13 protein-coding genes and 1 tRNA gene are annotated in these 16855 nt (G+C 70.8%); 7 read left to right on the top strand and 7 right to left on the bottom strand.

What is annotated here, in order from left to right; genetic code table 11:
* Positions 1-13: 13 nt before the first annotated feature.
* Together cysS and rlmB are read left to right on the top strand one after the other, a co-directional pair.
* Positions 14-1441: a cysteine--tRNA ligase gene (gene cysS, locus ACFS27_RS08450; protein ID WP_377181886.1), complete on the top strand. Its 1428-nt coding sequence runs from the start codon at positions 14-16 to the stop codon at positions 1439-1441.
* Between the two features lie 95 nt (positions 1442-1536).
* Positions 1537-2514 (top strand): 23S rRNA (guanosine(2251)-2'-O)-methyltransferase RlmB, encoded by a 978-nt coding sequence (rlmB, locus tag ACFS27_RS08445; protein ID WP_377181884.1) that lies wholly within the window; start codon positions 1537-1539, stop codon positions 2512-2514.
* Positions 2515-2518: 4 nt separating this feature from the next.
* Here rlmB and ACFS27_RS08440 read toward each other — a convergent pair whose 3' ends face one another.
* The 3 genes from ACFS27_RS08440 to otsB form a co-directional block, all read right to left on the bottom strand.
* Positions 2519-3766 (bottom strand): DUF4032 domain-containing protein, encoded by a 1248-nt coding sequence (locus tag ACFS27_RS08440; RefSeq protein ID WP_377181882.1) that lies wholly within the window; start codon positions 3764-3766, stop codon positions 2519-2521.
* A 186-nt stretch (positions 3767-3952) separates the two neighbouring features.
* Complete coding sequence (locus ACFS27_RS08435) at positions 3953-5068, bottom strand: ABC transporter ATP-binding protein (RefSeq protein ID WP_377181880.1); 1116 nt, start codon at positions 5066-5068, stop codon at positions 3953-3955.
* A gap of 152 nt (positions 5069-5220) precedes the next feature.
* Positions 5221-7551, bottom strand: a complete 2331-nt coding sequence (otsB, locus tag ACFS27_RS08430) for a trehalose-phosphatase (protein WP_377181878.1) — start codon at positions 7549-7551, stop codon at positions 5221-5223.
* A 176-nt stretch (positions 7552-7727) separates the two neighbouring features.
* Here otsB and ACFS27_RS08425 point away from each other — a divergent pair, with 176 nt between their 5' ends.
* From ACFS27_RS08425 to ACFS27_RS08415, 3 genes are all read left to right on the top strand, one after another.
* Positions 7728-9551 carry a serine/threonine-protein kinase gene (locus tag ACFS27_RS08425; RefSeq protein WP_377181876.1) on the top strand — a complete coding sequence of 608 codons (1824 nt, stop codon included), beginning with the start codon at positions 7728-7730 and terminating at the stop codon, positions 9549-9551.
* A 120-nt stretch (positions 9552-9671) separates the two neighbouring features.
* The gene (locus tag ACFS27_RS08420; RefSeq protein WP_377181874.1) at positions 9672-10529 is read left to right on the top strand and encodes a DsbA family protein; all 858 of its coding nucleotides are present in this window, start codon (positions 9672-9674) and stop codon (positions 10527-10529) included.
* A gap of 122 nt (positions 10530-10651) precedes the next feature.
* Positions 10652-10727 (top strand) — tRNA-Thr (locus ACFS27_RS08415).
* 407 nt (positions 10728-11134) lie between these two features.
* On the opposite strand, the gene ACFS27_RS08410 is transcribed toward ACFS27_RS08415, so the two are convergent.
* The 4 genes from ACFS27_RS08410 to ACFS27_RS08395 all read right to left on the bottom strand — a co-directional run bounded on the left by ACFS27_RS08410 (position 11135) and on the right by ACFS27_RS08395 (position 15500).
* Positions 11135-12403, bottom strand: a complete 1269-nt coding sequence (locus ACFS27_RS08410) for an ATP-binding protein (RefSeq protein WP_377181872.1) — start codon at positions 12401-12403, stop codon at positions 11135-11137.
* 104 nt (positions 12404-12507) lie between these two features.
* Positions 12508-13053 carry a TetR/AcrR family transcriptional regulator gene (locus tag ACFS27_RS08405; protein ID WP_377181870.1) on the bottom strand — a complete coding sequence of 182 codons (546 nt, stop codon included), beginning with the start codon at positions 13051-13053 and terminating at the stop codon, positions 12508-12510.
* A 34-nt stretch (positions 13054-13087) separates the two neighbouring features.
* On the bottom strand, positions 13088-14620 hold the full coding sequence (locus ACFS27_RS08400) for an MFS transporter (RefSeq protein ID WP_377181868.1): 1533 nt from the start codon (positions 14618-14620) through the stop codon (positions 13088-13090).
* Positions 14621-14741: 121 nt separating this feature from the next.
* Positions 14742-15500, bottom strand: a complete 759-nt coding sequence (locus tag ACFS27_RS08395; RefSeq protein ID WP_377183655.1) for an SGNH/GDSL hydrolase family protein — start codon at positions 15498-15500, stop codon at positions 14742-14744.
* A gap of 247 nt (positions 15501-15747) precedes the next feature.
* Between ACFS27_RS08395 and ACFS27_RS08390 the strand changes: the two genes are divergently transcribed.
* Positions 15748-16410, top strand: a complete 663-nt coding sequence (locus tag ACFS27_RS08390) for a uracil-DNA glycosylase (RefSeq protein WP_377183652.1) — start codon at positions 15748-15750, stop codon at positions 16408-16410.
* A 113-nt stretch (positions 16411-16523) separates the two neighbouring features.
* Positions 16524-16832 (top strand): DUF3263 domain-containing protein, encoded by a 309-nt coding sequence (locus ACFS27_RS08385; protein WP_377183650.1) that lies wholly within the window; start codon positions 16524-16526, stop codon positions 16830-16832.
* Positions 16833-16855: the final 23 nt, after the last annotated feature.

Below are 16855 nucleotides of genomic sequence, written 5' to 3'. Positions count from 1 at the left end.
GTACCCTTGACAGGTGACTATCCGCCTGTTTGACACCGCTGCGCGCGAGGTGCGCGACTTCACCCCCATCACCCCGGGCGAGGTCGGCATCTACCTGTGTGGCGCTACCGTCCAGGCGCCCCCGCACGTGGGCCACCTCCGTCCGGTCATCGCCTTCGACGTCCTGCGTCGCTGGCTCACCCGGCGTGGCCTGAAGGTCACCCTGATCCGGAACGTCACCGACATCGACGACAAGGTGCTGGCCAAGTCGGCAGCCGCCGGTCGCGAGTGGTGGGCGCACGCCGCGCTGTACGAGCGCGTGTTCACCGAGGCGTACGACGCGCTCGGCGTCATCCCGCCCACCTACGAGCCGCGCGCCACCGGCAGCGTGCCCGAGATGGTCGGGATCATGGACCGCCTGGTCGAGAAGGGGCACGCCTACAGCACGGGCGCCGGCAACGTCTGGTTCGACGTCCGCTCCTGGCCCGCCTACGGCGAGCTCACCCGGCAGAAGGTCGACGACCTCAGCCCGGAGGAGGGGGCGGAGGTCGTAGCCGGCTCCGCCGCCGAGGCCAAGAAGAACCCGCACGACTTCGCCCTGTGGAAGGCGCCCAAGCCGGGCGAGCCGGAGTCGGCGTCCTGGGACACCCCTTACGGGCGCGGCCGTCCCGGCTGGCACCTGGAGTGCTCTGCGATGGCTCGCCGCTACCTCGGCGAGACGTTCGACATCCACGGGGGTGGCCTCGACCTGAGGTTCCCGCACCACGAGAACGAGCAGGCGCAGTCCCGCGCGGCCGGCTACGGGTTCGCGCAGCGCTGGATGCACGTCGCCTGGGTGACGCAGTCCGGCGTGAAGATGTCGAAGTCCCTCGGCAACGGGCTGCTCGTCAGCGAGCTGCTCAGCCAGGCCCCCGCGCCGGTGGTGCGCTACGCGCTCGCCGCCGTGCAGTACCGGTCCATGCTGGAGTGGTCGCCCGACACCCTCGACGAGGCGCGCACCACGTGGGAGCGCCTGTCCGGGTTCGTGACCCGCGCGTCGGAGCGGGTCGGCGACGTCCCGGCAGAGGAGATCGCCAAGGCAGAGGTCCCAGAGGCCTTCGCGGTGGCGATGGACGACGACCTGAACGTGCCGCAGGCGCTCGCCGTCGTGCACGAGCACCTGCGGGCAGGCAACAGTGCCCTCGCGTCCGGGACCGACGCAGCGGTGCGCGACGAGCTGGTGACGCTGCGTGCGATGCTCGACGTGCTGGGCCTTGACCCGGCGGACCCGCAGTGGGCGACGTCCACCGACGACCGGTACGCCACGGCGCTCGACGGGCTCGTCGCGGCGGAGCTCAAGGCTCGCGCGGAGGCGCGTGCCGCCAAGGACTGGGCCACCTCCGACGCGATCCGAGACCGCCTCGCGGCCGCCGGGATCGAGGTCCAGGACTCCGCAGACGGAGCCCGCTGGACGCTCTCCTGAACTTTTCCCTGGTGGCCGAGCTTGTCGAGGCCACCTCTACCGAACCCGCGGTGGTCGCGACAAGCTCGACCACCGGCTGAGAGACGAGACACACCATGGCAGGAAACTCGAAGCGCGCCGGTGCGGTGCGCAAGACCGGCTCCAAGAAGGGAGCCCAGGTCGGCACCGGCGGCCACAGCCGCAAGGCGCTGCAGGGCAAGGGCCCGACGCCGAAGGCGGAGGACCGGACCTACCACCCCGCGCACCAGCGCAAGGTCGCGGCGGAGAAGCGTGTCGCCGCCGGGCGCCGGCCGGGCGGCCGTGGCGCCGGCCACAAGGGCGCAGCGGCGACCGAGGTCGTCGCCGGTCGCAACGCCGTGCTCGAGGCGCTGCGCGCTGAGATGCCCGTCGAGGGCATCTACCTGGCCACGCACCTGGAGTCGGACGACCGTACCCAGGAGATCCTGGAGATCGCGCACGCGCGCAGCCACCCGATGTTCGAGGCGTCGCGCCTCGACCTGGACAAGATCACCGACGGCGCCGTGCACCAGGGCGTGGCCATGAAGGTACCGCCGTACGACTACAAGGACACCGAGGACCTGCTCGACGCCGCGGCCGAGGCCGGGGAGGCGCCGCTGATCGTCGCGCTCGACAGCGTCACCGACCCGCGTAACCTCGGCGCCGTGCTCCGGTCCGCCGGTGCGTTCGGCGCGCACGGCGTGCTGGTGCCGGAGCGGCGGGCGGCCGGCGTGACGGCGTCGGCCTGGAAGGTCTCGGCGGGTGCGGCGGCTCGCGTCCCCGTGGCGCGCGCGACGAACCTGGCCCGCGAGCTCGCCGAGCTGAAGAAGACCGGCTGCTTCGTGGTCGGGCTCGACGCCGGCGGAGACATGCAGGTGGGGGAGCTCGCGTACGCGACGGACCCCCTGGTCCTGGTCGTGGGCTCCGAGGGCAAGGGCCTGTCCCGGCTGGTGCGCGAGACGTGCGACGCGGTGGTGTCCATCCCCATCGCCGCCACCACGGAGTCGCTGAACGCCGCGGTCGCCGCCGGCATCACCCTGTACGAGGTCGCGAAGCAGCGCGGGGAGTCGAGCTAGCCGCTCAGCCGTCCTCCGGCTCGGCCTCGCCCGGCGCGAGGCCGAGCACGGCGTGCTCGTCGGGGCGGTGCCGCAGCACGTGCTCCACATAGGACTCGGCGGCCTCGGGCAGCGGGATGTCCCGCTGCGCCTGCTGCGAGATGAACCAGCGGTGGTCGAGGATCTCGTGGAAGAGCTGCGCGGGCTCCAGCTTGCGGCGCAGCTCACGCGGCACGGCGTCGATCGTCGGGCGGAACACCTGACGAACCCAGGCGTGCGCGACGATCTGCTCCTGGTCGTTCTGCCGGTCCGTCGCAGCGCGATAGCTGTCGAGATCGTTGAGCATGCGGCGGGCCTGGTTCTCCTGCACGTCCAGCCCGGTGAGGCGGAGCAGGCGGCGGGAGTGATGCCCGGCGTCGACCACCTTGGGCTGGATCCGAACCTTGGTGCCGTCGATGTCCGTGGTGATCTCGAGCTCGCCCACGTCGAAGCCGAGGTCGTTGAGCCGTTCGATGCGTGCGGCGACGCGCCAGCGGTCGCCGGAGTCGAAGGCCTCGGAGACGGTGAGGGCGTCCCAGAGCTCCTGGTAGCGCTCGACGAGGGCGTCGCCGATCGCCACCTCGTCGACCTCCTCGTCGAGCAGCTCGCCCGCTGAGAGGTCCATGAGCTCGCCGATGATGTTGGTGCGGGCCAGGTCGACGTCGTAGTTGCGCTGGCCGTTGGTCAGCGTGCGGTGCATGTCGCCCGTCTCCGCGTCGACCAGGTAGGCGGCGAACGTCTCGGCGTCGCGCCGGAACAGGGTGTTCGACAGCGAGACGTCTCCCCAGTAGAAGCCCACGAGGTGCAGGCGCACCAGGAGCACCGCGAGGGCGTCGATGAGGCGCGTCGCCGTGTCCGGGCGCAGGTCCTGGCTGAACAGCGCGCGGTACGGCAGCGAGAACTGGAGGTGCTCGGTGAGGAGTACTGCCTCGAGCCGCTCGCCGTCGGGTGCACTGCGGCCCGTGATCACGCCGACGGGGACCACAGAGGGCACCTCGATGCGGTGCAGCTGGCGCAGGAGCTCGTACTCGCGGTAGGCGACCGTCTCGCCGATCTCCTTGATCGCGAGCACACGGCCTCCGTGGCTGACGAAGCGGACCACGTGCCGCGAGATGCCCTGGGGCAGCGCGGCCAGGACGTCGTCGGGCCACTCGGCCAGGGGCACGTCCCACGGGAGGTCCAGCAGCGCGGGGTCGGGTGCGACCGCGGTGATCTGAAGGTTCTGCTGGGGCATGGGCACCATTCTGCGCTGAGCCGGCCGACTGCCCGTGCGAGGTAGGGCAGAGGCCATGGGTCTCCGCGAGGCGGAGTGATGAAAGGCCTGCGGGGTGTGTTGCTGTGCGTGGACAATGTCCACGCACAGCAACACACCCCGAGGAGGTAACCGTTCCCTCAGCGAGCCGAGGGATCAGTCGGAGGTTCAGCCGAGGCGCTCACCCGTGGACGCGGAGAACACGTGCGAGTGACCGGGCTGGATGGCGACGGCGATGACGTCGCCCTTGTCGGGCACGTTGCGCGGGTCGATGCGCACGATGAGCTGGTTGGTCTCACCGGCCGTCAGGTTGACGTCGGTGTCGCCCTTCAGCGTGCCGTAGACGAACGCGTCCGAGCCGAGCTCCTCGACGAGGTTGACCTCGACGTCGAACGAGCCGGCGGTGCCGACCGCGACCGGGTCGAGCGCCTCGGGGCGGAAGCCCAGGGTCACCTTGCCGCCGTCGGAGTCGGAGATCTCGCTCGCGATGGAACGCTCGAGCGGCACCTCGGCCGAGCCGACCTGGACCTTGCCGTCCTTGACGTCGAACGTGCCGATGTTCATGGCGGGCGAGCCGATGAAGCCGGCGACGAACACGTTGTTCGGGCGGTCGTACATCTCGCGCGGGGTGCCGACCTGCTGGAGCACACCGTGGTTCAGGACGGCGATGCGGTCACCCATGGTGAGCGCCTCGGTCTGGTCGTGGGTGACGTAGACCGTGGTGACACCCAGGCGGCGCTGGAGCGACGCGATCTGCGTACGGGTCTGGACGCGGAGCTTGGCGTCGAGGTTCGACAGCGGCTCGTCCATGAGGAACACCTGGGGCTGACGCACGATGGCGCGGCCCATGGCGACACGCTGCCGCTGACCACCCGAGAGGGCCTTCGGCTTGCGGTCGAGGTACTCCACGAGGTCGAGGATCTTCGCTGCTTCCTCGACGCGCTGGCGGATCTCCGCCTTGGGCGTGCCCGCGATCTTCAGGGCGAAGCCCATGTTGTCCGCCACCGACATGTGGGGGTACAGGGCGTAGTTCTGGAAGACCATCGCGATGTCGCGGTCCTTGGGCTGCACATCGGTGACGTCGCGGTCGCCGATGAAGATGTGCCCACCGTTGACGTCCTCGAGGCCCGCGAGCATCCGCAGGGACGTGGACTTACCGCAGCCGGACGGGCCGACGAGGACGAGGAACTCGCCGTCCTCGATCTCCAGGTTCAGCTGGTCGACGGCCGGGCGCTCAGTGCCCGGGTAGACGCGCGTCGCGTGATCGAAAGTGACCGTAGCCATGACTAGTACATCCTTCCACCGGCAGGTACGTGCCGGACGATCCGTTGTGGTCGGGTGCCGTTGCTTCCACTCACGTGTCGGCGGTGACACTGTTGCAGCGTGATCGTACCCCGGTTGGCCAAGGCCGCGGTATCGACGGGGTCACGTTCGGGTCAGCCTTCGTTCCGCAGGGTCCGCGCGAGGCCGGCGAGCACGGCGGCCAGGGCGTCCGGATCGGGCACCCGGTGGGAGGCGAGCGTGTCGCCGGTGCCCACCTTGATCGACAGGTCGCCGGACTCGAGCGCACCGAAGGCGTGCTCGTCGGTGGTGTCGTCGCCCGCGTACAGGACGCGCACCTTCTCGACGCCCAGCTCGGCCGCCACGGTGCCCCGCAGCCTGCGCAGGGCCTCACCCTTGCTCGTCGGCACCACCGACACCTCGACCACGTCCTTGCCGTGCATGGCGGGCAGTCCGAGGTTGGCAGCCACCTCGTCGGCGGCCACGGTGATGGCGGCGGCGTCGTCCACGCTCGCCAGGCGCGTGTGGACGACGGCGGCAGCCGGCTTGACCTGCACCCAGGCCCCCTCGCGGCCGGACACCGCCGACTCGAACCCCGCCACGAGCGCGTCGAGCTCGCCGGACTGGGTGGTCGTCAGGTGGAACGGCACCTGCTCGACGCCGGTGGTGGTGGCCCGCCCCGCCTCGGCGCCGTGGCTGCCGACGAGGAACGTGCCGTCGGGGGCGACCGTCCGCTCGGCGAGGTCGGACAGGTCCCGCCCGGAGATGAACGCGAGGCGCACCGGGGCCTCCTGCCCGAGCGCATGGAGCTGGTCGATCGCGGTGCGCGCGGCGCGCGTCATGGTGGACGACTTGGGGTCGTCGACGAGCGGCGCGAGGGTCCCGTCGAAGTCGCAGGCGAGCAGCCAGCCGGTGGTCGGTTTCTTGCGCCGCCCGTTGCCGTTGCCCATGCGGGCGAGCCTGCCCCGCGCGGGCACGCCCTCCGGCACCGTGGTGAACGCCGTCAGCGCGTCGCGGAGGTTGTGGTGGCGGGGCTCTGCCGAGCGCGGGTCCACGGTGAGCGGCCGGGCCGGTACGGAGCTGAGCACGCCGAGGAAGGTCTCCGACCACTTGGCGACGTCGTCGGCGAGCACCTTGCGGCGCAGGCGCCGCATGCGGCGGCGCTGCTCCCTCGGGTCCATGGTCGCGGCGGCCACGATGATGTCCTTCATGCCGTCGATGTCGTGCGGGTTGACCAGCAGGGGGCCCGGCGAGAGCTCGTCGGCCGCGCCGGTGAACTCGCTCAGCACCAGGGCGCCGCGCTCGTCGGAGCGGGCGGCGATGTACTCCTTTGCGACCAGGTTCATGCCGTCCCGCAGCGACGTCACCAGCAGCACGTCGGCCGCGAGGTAGAGCGCCGCCATCTCCTCCGGCGGGTAGGAGTGGTGCAGGTAGTGGATGGCGGAGTGGCCCAGCTCGCCGTACTCGCCGTTGATCCGGCCGACGAGGCCCTCCACGTGCTCGCGGAGCTCCTGGTACGCGCCGACGTTCTCGCGGCTGGGGCTCGCGACCTGCACGAGCGTGGCGTGCTCGACGTCGAGGCGGCCGTCGTCGAGCAGCTCGCCGTACGCCTTGATGCGGTGTCGGATGCCCTTGGTGTAGTCGAGGCGGTCGACGCCGAGCATCAGGGTGGCCGGGTTACCGAGGTCCGCCTTGATCTCCTTGGCGCGGGCCTGCACCTCGGGGGTGCGGGCGAGGGTGTCGAACCGGTGGGAGTCGATCGAGATGGGGAACGACGACGCGCGGACGTGCCTGCCCGGGCGCCCGTCGGCGTCCGGGATGGTGATGACGGGGCCGCGGGTGGTGTAGCCGGTGAGGCGGCGTGCCGACCGCACGAAGTTCGCCGCGTCGCCGTTGCGCTGGAAGCCGACGAGGTCGGCGCCGAGCAGGCCGTCGATGATCTGCCGGCGCCACGGCAACTGAGCGAACAGCTCGACGGGCGGGAAGGGGATGTGGTCGAAGAACCCGATGCGCAGGTCCGGCCGCAGGTCGCGAAGCATGCGGGGGACGAGCTGGAGCTGGTAGTCGTGCACCCAGACGACGGCGCCCTCCGCCGCCTCCTCCGCCGCGGCGTCCGCGAAGCGCTGGTTGACCCGCCGGTACGCGTCCCACCACTGCCGGTGGTAGTCGGGCGGGGCGATGACGTCGTGGTAGAGCGGCCAGAGCGTCGCGTTGGAGAAGCCCTCGTAGTAGCGCTCGATCTCGACGGCGTTGAGCGTGACCGGGACCAGCAGCATGCCGTCGGCCTCGAACGGCTCGTGTGCCAGGTCAGGGGCGCCGGACCAGCCCACCCAGGCACCTTCGGCGCCCTGCATCACGGGCTCCAGCGCTGTGACGAGGCCGCCGGGTGACCGCTGCCAGGTGAGATCGCCGTCCGGGCCGACCGAGAAATCGACCGGCAGCCGGTTCGCGACGACGACCAGATCGTATCCTTCTTTACCTGGCAATGTACTTCTCCTTAGGTGTGTAGAAGTCTCGCTGCGCAGTGTCAAGAGTACCGAGGTCCCGTACCTGTTCAGAGTAACGAGGTCGTCCGTCGCGTGGTCTTGCTCACGCTCCAGCGCTGGTCAGGCGGCTGGGACTTCGCGGGCGTCGCCGGTCCGCGGCGGCTACCGTGTGCCACATGAAGGAGGTGGAGGCCTCGACGGCGCCCTCGAACGGTGCTGGCCCCGCCGCCGGCTCGAAGCTCGGCGGGTACACGGTCGTGCGCGAGATCGGTTCCGGAGCCATGGGTGCCGTCTACCGCGCGGAGGACGACGGCGGGCACGCCGTCGCCCTCAAGATGCTCCACCGCCACCTCGACGACCCCGCTGCCCGCGAGCGGCTGCGCCGCGAGGCCGCAGCGCTGCAGGGCCTGCGACACCCCGCGGTGGCTCGGGTGCTGGACGCCGAGCTCGAGGGGCCTGACGCGTTCATCGTCACGGAGCTCGTCGAGGGCCCGACGCTCGAGGAGGAGATCGACGAGCGCGGTCCGCTCGACGCCCGGGACCTCTTCGAGCTCGCCGACCAGCTCGCCGACGCCCTCGAGGCCGTGCACGGCACCGGCGTGGTGCACCGCGACCTCACCCCGTCGAACGTGCTCATCGCGCGGAACGGGCCGGTCCTGATCGATTTCGGGCTCGCCCAGGGCCCCGGCGACGTTCGCGCCACCCGCACCGGATTCGTCATGGGCACGCCCGGCTATCTCGCCCCGGAGCTGCTCGACGGCGCAGAGCCCGGCCCCGACACCGACTGGTGGTCCTGGGCGGCCGTCCTCGGGTTCGCCGGCACCGGCCGTGCGCCGTTCGGTGTCCGGCCAACGGAGCTGGTGCTGCGGCGCTCACGCCAGGGCCAGCCCGACCTCGACGGGCTGCCGCCGCGCACGGTGCGGGCGCTCGGTGCGGCCCTCCGCGCGGTGCCGGCCGAGCGCTGGGGGCCCAACGAGGTGGCAAAGGCGCTCAAGAGCGAGTCGGAGGCGTTCGTCGCCGCGACGGCCGGTCCGGACGGATCGGAGACGACGGTGCTCGGCTCCGCCGACACCTCTGCGGACGCGCCGACCGCCGCGATGCCCGCCGACCTCGGCTCGACGCGGGTCATGCCGCAGGGCCTCCTGCCGCAGCCGGTGTCCGCGGCAGCAGGGGGAGCGGGTGTGGGCGCAGCGGCCGGTGCCGCGGCCGTCGCCAAGGCCGCGCGCCCCGGCGTCGGCGGCGTGACCGACCTGGCCGCTGCGCCGGTCGCGGCCAGAGGGCGGTCGGTCACCGGGCGGGCCCTCGGCGCGCAGAGCCCTGGCGCGCCGTCGGGCGACCAGACCTTCGGCCTGGAGACGGCCAACCCCGCGCACGTCACCGGCTACCGAGGGCTGTTCGTCACCTTCGCCCTCGCGCTCGTGGCGCTCGCCGCCGTCCGGCCGGGGGTGGCGACCGCAGTGCTCGTGGGCCTGCTGATCGTGGCGCGGCTGGCGGGGATAGCGGTCGACGAGTTCCGGCACCGACGCGCACGGCGCGGGCCACGCCGGGTCGATGCGCTCGTGGCGACGCTCCTCTCCCCGTGGCACCTCGTGCGCGCGGTGTTCGGCGTGCTGCCCGCCGCGGCCGTCGGCATCTGCTCCGGGGTGGTCGTGGTGCTGCTGGGGATGATGCTGTTCGCGCCGGGCAACGTGATCATCGCCCCCATCCCGACGGTCGAGGCGCGATCGGTGGGCGGCATGAACGAGCCCGTCGTCGACAGCCTCGTCCTCGCCGTCGCGATGCTGGTGACGGTGATCGTGTCGTGGTTCGGTCCGGCGTCGTACGCGACGCGGGTCGGGGCGGGGCCGCTGCTGCGCCGGATCGCCCCTACCAGGACGCGCAAGATCGTCCTTGCGCTGGTCGTGCTGGTCCTCGCCGTCCTGGCGGCCTGGCCGCTGATCGACGGTTCGGTGGACGTGCTGTGGTGGCCTCTGGGCGGCCGGCCCGACGTCGTGTGGTGACATCCAGGTTTGGTGTCGAGATCGTACCGAAACGTCCAGCAGTCTCCCAGCGAGCGCTAGTAGGCTTTACTTCAGGCGCATAGCGCCTCGCCCCATTGGCCCGCATCTCGAAGGACCCCGATGTCGACGAACATGACCAAGGCGCAGCGTCGAGACGCCGCCCGTGCCGAGGCCCTTGCACTCCAGAAGAAGCAGCAGTCGCGCGAGAAGCGTAGCCGCGCGATCGTGCTCAGCGCGCTCGGGGCCGGACTCGTGATCCTGGTCGTGGCTGTCGTGATGATCTTCCTCGAGGGCCAGAAGTCGCCCATGGAGAAGGTCGACAGCATCCCGGCGGGCGTGGTCCAGGAGACGGGTATCCCGGTCGGCGCCGACGGCGCGGCGGGTACGACGAACGAGGGCGCGAAGACTCTCGACGTCTACGTCGACTACATGTGCCCCATCTGCGGCCAGTTCGAGTCGCTGAACGGCGCGAGCATCGCCGAGATGCGCGAGGGCGGGGACGTGACGCTCGTCGTGCACCCCGTCACGATCCTGGACCGTGCCTCCCAGGGCACCGAGTACTCGACGCGCGCGGCGTCGGCCGCCGCGTGGGTCGCCGACCAGGCGCCCGAGCAGTTCTCGGCGTTCCACGAGGCGATGTTCGCGAGCCAGCCGGAGGAGAACACCGCCGGCCTGTCCGACGAGCAGATCGCGCAGGTCGCCGAGCAGGCCGGCGTGCCTGCCGACGTCGCCGCAGGGATCGCCAGCGGCGAGGCGAACGACACCTACGAGGAGTGGGTCAGGGCAGCCACGGAGGAAGCGCAGAACGACGAGTCGGTGCTGAACGCCGAGGGTGGCTTCGGCACACCGACCGTGCTCGTCGAGGGTGAGCGCTTCGAGGGCTGGCAGACCCCAGGCGGGCTGACCCAGGCCGTCACGGGCGAGGCGCCCGCGTCCGAGGACCCGTCCGCGGAGCCTTCGGTGGAGCCTTCCGAGTAATCCACAGGTTGTGGACGGCGGGGTCTCGGGCTGCGGCCCGGGGCCCCGCTGGTCCGTTCCGGTCGACTCGTGGCATTCGACTCGGATTCTGGTGGGGAGAACCGTTAGGCTGTTCCCCGCCTGCCGCCTTAGCTCAGCTGGTAGAGCTCCCGCCTTGTAAGCGGAAGGTCGTCGGTTCGAACCCGACAGGCGGCTCCAGGGGCCCGGGATCTCTATGATCCCGGGCCTTCGTGCTGCGGTCGCACGGTGCCGGCCCCACGGTGCCGGCCCCACGGTGCCGGCCCCACGGTGCCGGCCCCACGGTGCCGGCCCCACGGTGCCGGCCCCACGGTGCCGGCCCCACGGTGCCGGCTCAGCGGAATGATGAGCGGCGCTCGTGCGGCTCGCCCCCGAGCTACCGAAAGTGCCGGATGCCTGGCTCGCGGTGGGCACTGTCCCCGTTCCCACCCGTCGACTGCAGACTTCGACGCGTCCTTCGTCGACGAGTGCAGGCTTGGTTGCTGCTTGAGGGGTCGTAGCCGCAACAAAGTCTGCATTGACGGTGGTGGGCCGCTACCAGGTCTGCAGTCGGCTGCGTGGACTCAGTGACCGGTAGGCGCAGCCGTTCACGGCCCCAGCAGCGCGAGCGGGACGACGGCGACGCCGTCCCGACGCCGGTAGGCGTACTCGCCTGCGTAGACGACCACGGAGTCGATCAGGTTGTCTCCGATCCGGCCGCGGAGCCAATGGAGGTGCTTGACGTCGGTGTCCTCGACCCGGTCCGCCAGCTTGACCTCGATGGCCAGGACACGACCATCCGGTTGCACCACAACCAGATCCACCTCGTGATTGCCGTTCTGCGTCCGTAGATGGTGGAGCCGCGCCTCGGCGGCCTCTGCGTAGGTGTGGATGCTGAGCGCAGCCAGGTGCTCGAACAGCGCACCCAGGATCGTGCCTTCCGTGAGCTGGGTGTTGCCCTGCTCGGCGCGTAGAAGTGCCGGCGCGTCGAGGCCCAGTAGCCGTGCGGCCAGCGCGGGATCGGCGAGCTGGTGCTTCGGCGACTGCGCCGGTCGGTCGAGATGGTTGTGGCTCGGGATCCATGGCGGAACTGCGTCGAGCAGCCAGAGTGACGAGAGGGCGTCACGGTAGGCGATGGTCGTTTCCTTCGCCGGCTTGTTCGAGAGTCCGGCCGTCGCCGCATCCAGGATCTTCGAGTACGACGTCGTTGACGACGTCGCAGCGGCGTAAGCGGCGAGCCAGGCGCGGAGGACCTCCGGCTTGCGCACCGGGTAGCCCTGCTCCGGGAACTCCCGGTGGACCACGCTCTGAAGGTACGCGTCCAGTTCTGCCCGGCGTACTCGTCCCTGGAGCGAACGGATCGCAGGAAACCCTGATGCGACGATCTCTTCGACGTAACCTCCGAGCCGGAATGCCGTGGTTCCTGCGACGTCCTGGTTGCCGCCGAGAAGGGCGGACAGACTGACGGTCGGGTTCTCGATGTCCCGTTCCGCGAGGCTGAGGGGGCGCATGCGGATCGGCACGATTCGTCCCGCGCCGGAGTGGATTACCGACCCTCGCGGGGCCGAGCTGCCGGCAAGAATGAAATGTCCGGGACCGGATCCGGCGTCGACTGCCCGCCGAACGTCATCCCAGACTTCGGGGAGTCGTTGCCACTCGTCGACGAGGACCGGGCCGGGGAGGCTTGTCAGAATCGTTGGGTCAGCGGAGATGACTTCACGTTGGCGCGGGAGGCTGAGATCAATGACGGATGCTGCCCGCTGCAAGGCGGTTGCCGTCTTGCCAACACCTTTCGGACCATGGATCGACAGGGCTCTGAGGTGCGGCTGCAGCTCGTCGAGAGCGGCGTCGATGATCCGCCGCTGGTAGTCGGCCATGTATCCAGTCTACCAATCGCACCGTTTCTAGTCTTCCAATCGCACAGTCCCTGGTCTGCCGATCGCACGATCTCGGCCGTCCCGTCGGATGCCTCCGGCCCTGCTCAGGTGTCGGGCGCTACGACCGCACGCACCAGGTGCTCCGTGACCGCGCGGCGCTGCGCCTCGGGCATGGCGCGATAGGCGAGGGCCTCGAACATCCACAGCCCGTCGGCGGCGAGCCGGGTGACGAGCCGGGCCATGGAGGCCGCGTCGTCCCCTGCGTCGGCGGGTACGGGCGCCCAGCGCTCCAGGACGGAGCTCCATGGCGCCGCCCACTCCGGGCGGTTGGCGGCCTCGAGCATGAGCTGGAGCTCCGCGCGGGTCGCGGACTGGGCGCTCACGCGGATGTAGGCGGCGAGGCGCTCGTCAGCCGTGAGTTCCTCGGCGGGCCCGCCGGCGTCGGCCAGGAGCGAGGCCTCCCACCGGTCGGCGAGATGCTGGTGGATGGCGGCCAGCAGGTCCTCGCGTGACGGGAAGTGGTACATGATCCCGCCGCGCGTCAGCTCTGCCTCGGCCGCCAGGGAGTCGAAGGTGACGGCGGTGACACCCTCACGCTGGATGACCCGCACGGCGGCGTCGAGGATGTGGTCGCGGTTGCTCGGTCGCACGGGGCCTCCGGGGCACATCGCGGTCGGGTCGGGTTCAGTGGCTGGAGCCGTAGGCGGAGGATTCCGACCCAGGACCGTAGGTACGAAGCAGGACGGTCGTGACGATAGCGCCGACGGCCAGGACCCCGGCGCAGACGACCATCACGATGGAGTAGCTGTTCCCGAACGCGCGGAACGCGGCATCGAGGACCGCAGGCCCGGTGCCCGGCGCTGTCAGCGCGTCGGTCATGGACCGGCCGGCCTCGGCGGGAGCACCCTCCGGCAGGCGGATGGTCATCGTGTATACCGTGGTCAGCAGCGAGCCGAGCAGCGCGACGGCGGCCAGGCTGCCGAACTCGTAGGAGACCTCCTCCACGGAGGAGGCCATGCCCGCCCGGCGGGCCTGCACGTTCCCGATGATCGCGGTCGAGGCCACGGACATCGCTGCGCCCAGCCCGAGGCCCGTGACGAACAGGCCGCCGAGCAGCCAGCCCATCCCGTGCTGGACCCCGACCAGGGTCCAGGCCACGCCGACGGCACCCACGCCGAGGCCGCCGCCTATCAGGACTCGCAGGCCCACGACGTGGAGGAACGCACCGCCAAGAATCGACGACGGCAGCGAACCGAGCGCGACGGCGGCCACCAGCAACCCGGACTCGAGGGGCGAGAAGCCCGCGACGAGCTGGAACCGCTGGGTGGTGGCCAGCTGCAGGCCACCCATCGCGAACATGGCGAAGGCGGCCGCGAGGACTCCCGAGGCGAACGCGGCGTTGCGGAAGATCGACAGGTCCAGCAGCGGGAACGGCAGGCGCCGCTGACGACGGACGAAGAGCCACCACCCGACGAAGGTCGCCAGCGCCGCACCGAGCACGATGGTTCCCGACCGGTCGACCTTGACCACCTCCTTGATCAGCACCACGAGCCCGACCAGCGTGACCAGGGCCTGCACCGAGGAGATGAAGTCCCACCTGGTACCCGGGTGGGGGTCGTCCGCCGGGGCGACGGCGACCCCGAGGACCAGGGCGATGACGACCACCGGCACGTTGATCAGAAAGATCGAGCCCCACGCGAAGTGCTCCAGCAGCGCACCGCCGACGATCGGCCCGAGCGCACCGCCCACGACCGACAGGCTGCCCCACACGCTGATCGCGATGTTGCGCTCGCGCTCGTTGACGAAGGCCACGCGGATCAGCGCCAGCGTGGCAGGCATCATCGCCGCGGCGCCGACTGCCAGCAGGCCGCGCGCGGCGATCAGCACCTCCGGGGTGGGTGCGGTGGCCGCAAGGAGCGAAGCCAGCCCGAACACGATCAGCCCGGCCAGGAACATGCGCCGGTGCCCGAACCGGTCGCCAAGGGTTCCGGTACCCAGCAGGAGCCCGGTCATCACCAACGGGTAGGCGTTGATGATCCAGAGGCTCTCCGACCAGCTCGCGTCGAGCTCGCGGGTGAGGGTGGGCAACGCCGTGTAGAGGATCGAGTTGTCCAGGGTGATCAACAGCAGGCCCGTGCCAACGGTCACCAGGAGCGTCCAGCGCCGTCGAGGGCTGAGCAGCGGCGTGCGCGTGCTGAGCGGAGGGCTGATCGTCATGAGGATAACTGTACTATCTAGAAGGTTAAGTTACCCGTCGAGACGAACGTTTCCGACGGGAGGGAGCGCCCGGGCGCGAGCACCGGGTTTCACCTCCGAAAGTCTAGGGCGGGACGAGGCGTTACGCCCGCGGCCACGTCTGCGGCGTCGGCCACTTCGGGGAGCGGCCGTCCCCGCTGGAGGTGCCGGTCAGCCGGCGCTTGACCCACGGGCCGACGTGCTGGCGCATCCAGACCGCGTTGGCGCGCGCCGCGTCGCGGAAGGCCGCCGGAGGAGCGGCGTCGAGCGGGCTGTCATAGGCGGCGTCGTCCGGTTCGAGGCCGAGCGCGACGAGGGCTGCGTTCGCGACCCGCTGGTGCCCCTCCGGGGTGAGGTGGATGCGGTCGTCGGACCAGAGACGCAGGTCGGACAGCGACCGCATGCCCCACAGGTCGAGGACGTGGGCACCGGTGCGCCGGGCGATGGACCAGAGGTTCGCGTTGAAGATGGCCGTGCGGCCGTTGGTCCAGCTCAGTGCCGCGCCGGCTTTGAAACCGGTGCCCATCAGGACGTCCGCGCCGGACGCCCGGAGGGCGACGACTGCCTCCTCCAGCGCGGCGGAGATCGCCTCGACGTCGGCCGAGGCGCGCAGGATGTCGTTGCCGCCGGCGACCAGCGAGACGAGGTCCGGCTGGGCGTCGATGGTGACCTCGAGCTGTTCGGCGATGACCGGTCGCAGCTTGCGGCCGCGGATCGCGAGGTTCGCGTACTCGAGCGGCGCCTCACCCGCTGCGATGCGGCGTGCCGAGAGCACGGCGGCGAGGTTGTCGGCCCAGCCGCGCTGGACGTCGGGGGCGTCGGGGTACGGGTCCCACAGGCCCTCCGTGAAGGAGTCGCCCATCGCGATGTACCGGGCCCAGGGGACAGGCACGGTCGCGGGGAGGTCGGTGGTGTGGCCTTCCGGGTCTGGGGTTGTCGTGGTCACGGCACTCATTCTCCCGCCTGCTCGGGTGGGCTCGCTGGCTCGGGACTGTGACGGGCAGCACAAACTGGCAGTGTCGGAGGCTGCCGGTAACCTCCTGCACGTGGAGACCACCGTGAACCCGACACCCCCAGTCGACACCGACGCCGCCTCCGGCCCGCCTCCGTTGGCGCAGGTCGTCGCGCCGGACTGGGCGGAAGCGCTGGCGGACGTCGAGCCGCGCATCCATGCGATGGGCGACTTCCTGCGTGCGGAGGTCGCCCAGGGGCGCACCTACGTCCCAGCGGGTGAGAACGTGCTCGCGGCGTTCAAGCGGCCGCTCGCGGACGTGCGGGTACTCATCGTGGGCCAGGACCCGTACCCGACGCCGGGTCACGCCATGGGCCTGTCCTTCTCCGTCCAGCCGGACGTGCGGCCCGTCCCGCGGTCGCTGGTCAACATCTACAAGGAGATGCAGGACGACCTCGGTGTCCCGCTCCCGTCGAACGGTGACCTGCGCCCCTGGGCCGACCAGGGGGTCATGCTGCTCAACCGGACGCTCACGTGCCGGCCGGGCTCGTCCGACTCGCACGCGGGCAAGGGGTGGGAGGAGATCACCGAGGCGGCGATCCGGGCGCTGGTGGCGCGGGGCGGCCCCCTCGTGGCGATCCTGTGGGGCGCCAAGGCGCGCAACCTGAAGGCCTGGCTCGGCGACGTGCCGGTCGTCGAGAGCGCGCACCCGTCGCCGCTGTCGGCGCGCAACGGCTTCTTCGGCTCGAAGCCTTTCTCGCGGGCCAACGCACTGCTCGAGCAGCAGGGCGCGCAGCCGGTCGACTGGCGGCTCCCGTAGGGCCGACCGCCTCGAGGGACCATTTTTCGGCGTCGCGAGCGGGATCGGCGTGTTGACACTGTGAAAGGGCAAGGGTGAAGAACAGCCACGTACTCCGGGCTGATGGTGGCCAGCTGAGCGAGACGCTGGTTTCCGTCGCCGACACCCCGGTTGCCGAGGGGCCCGAGCGCAAGCTCTCCGACCGTGACCGGGAGATTCTCGCGTTCGAGCGCCGATGGTGGAAGTACGCGGGCGCCAAAGAGGAAGCCGCGCGGGAACTCTTCGATCTGACCGCCACGCGTTATTACCAGGTGTTGAATGCGCTGATCGACACTCCGGCGGCCCTCGAGCATGACCCGATGCTGGTCAAGCGGCTGCGCAGGCTCCGATCGACGCGTCAGCAGACGCGTTCCGCGCGCCGTTTGGCGGATGAGAACCGCTGAGAACCACTGAGCGGGCACCGATC

Origin of the sequence: Promicromonospora vindobonensis, assembly GCF_042685865.1 — a bacterium.
GTDB lineage: Bacteria > Actinomycetota > Actinomycetes > Actinomycetales > Cellulomonadaceae > Promicromonospora > Promicromonospora vindobonensis.
Note: the sequence above shows the minus strand (reverse complement) of the source record. Positions and strands in the feature narration are given on the sequence as shown.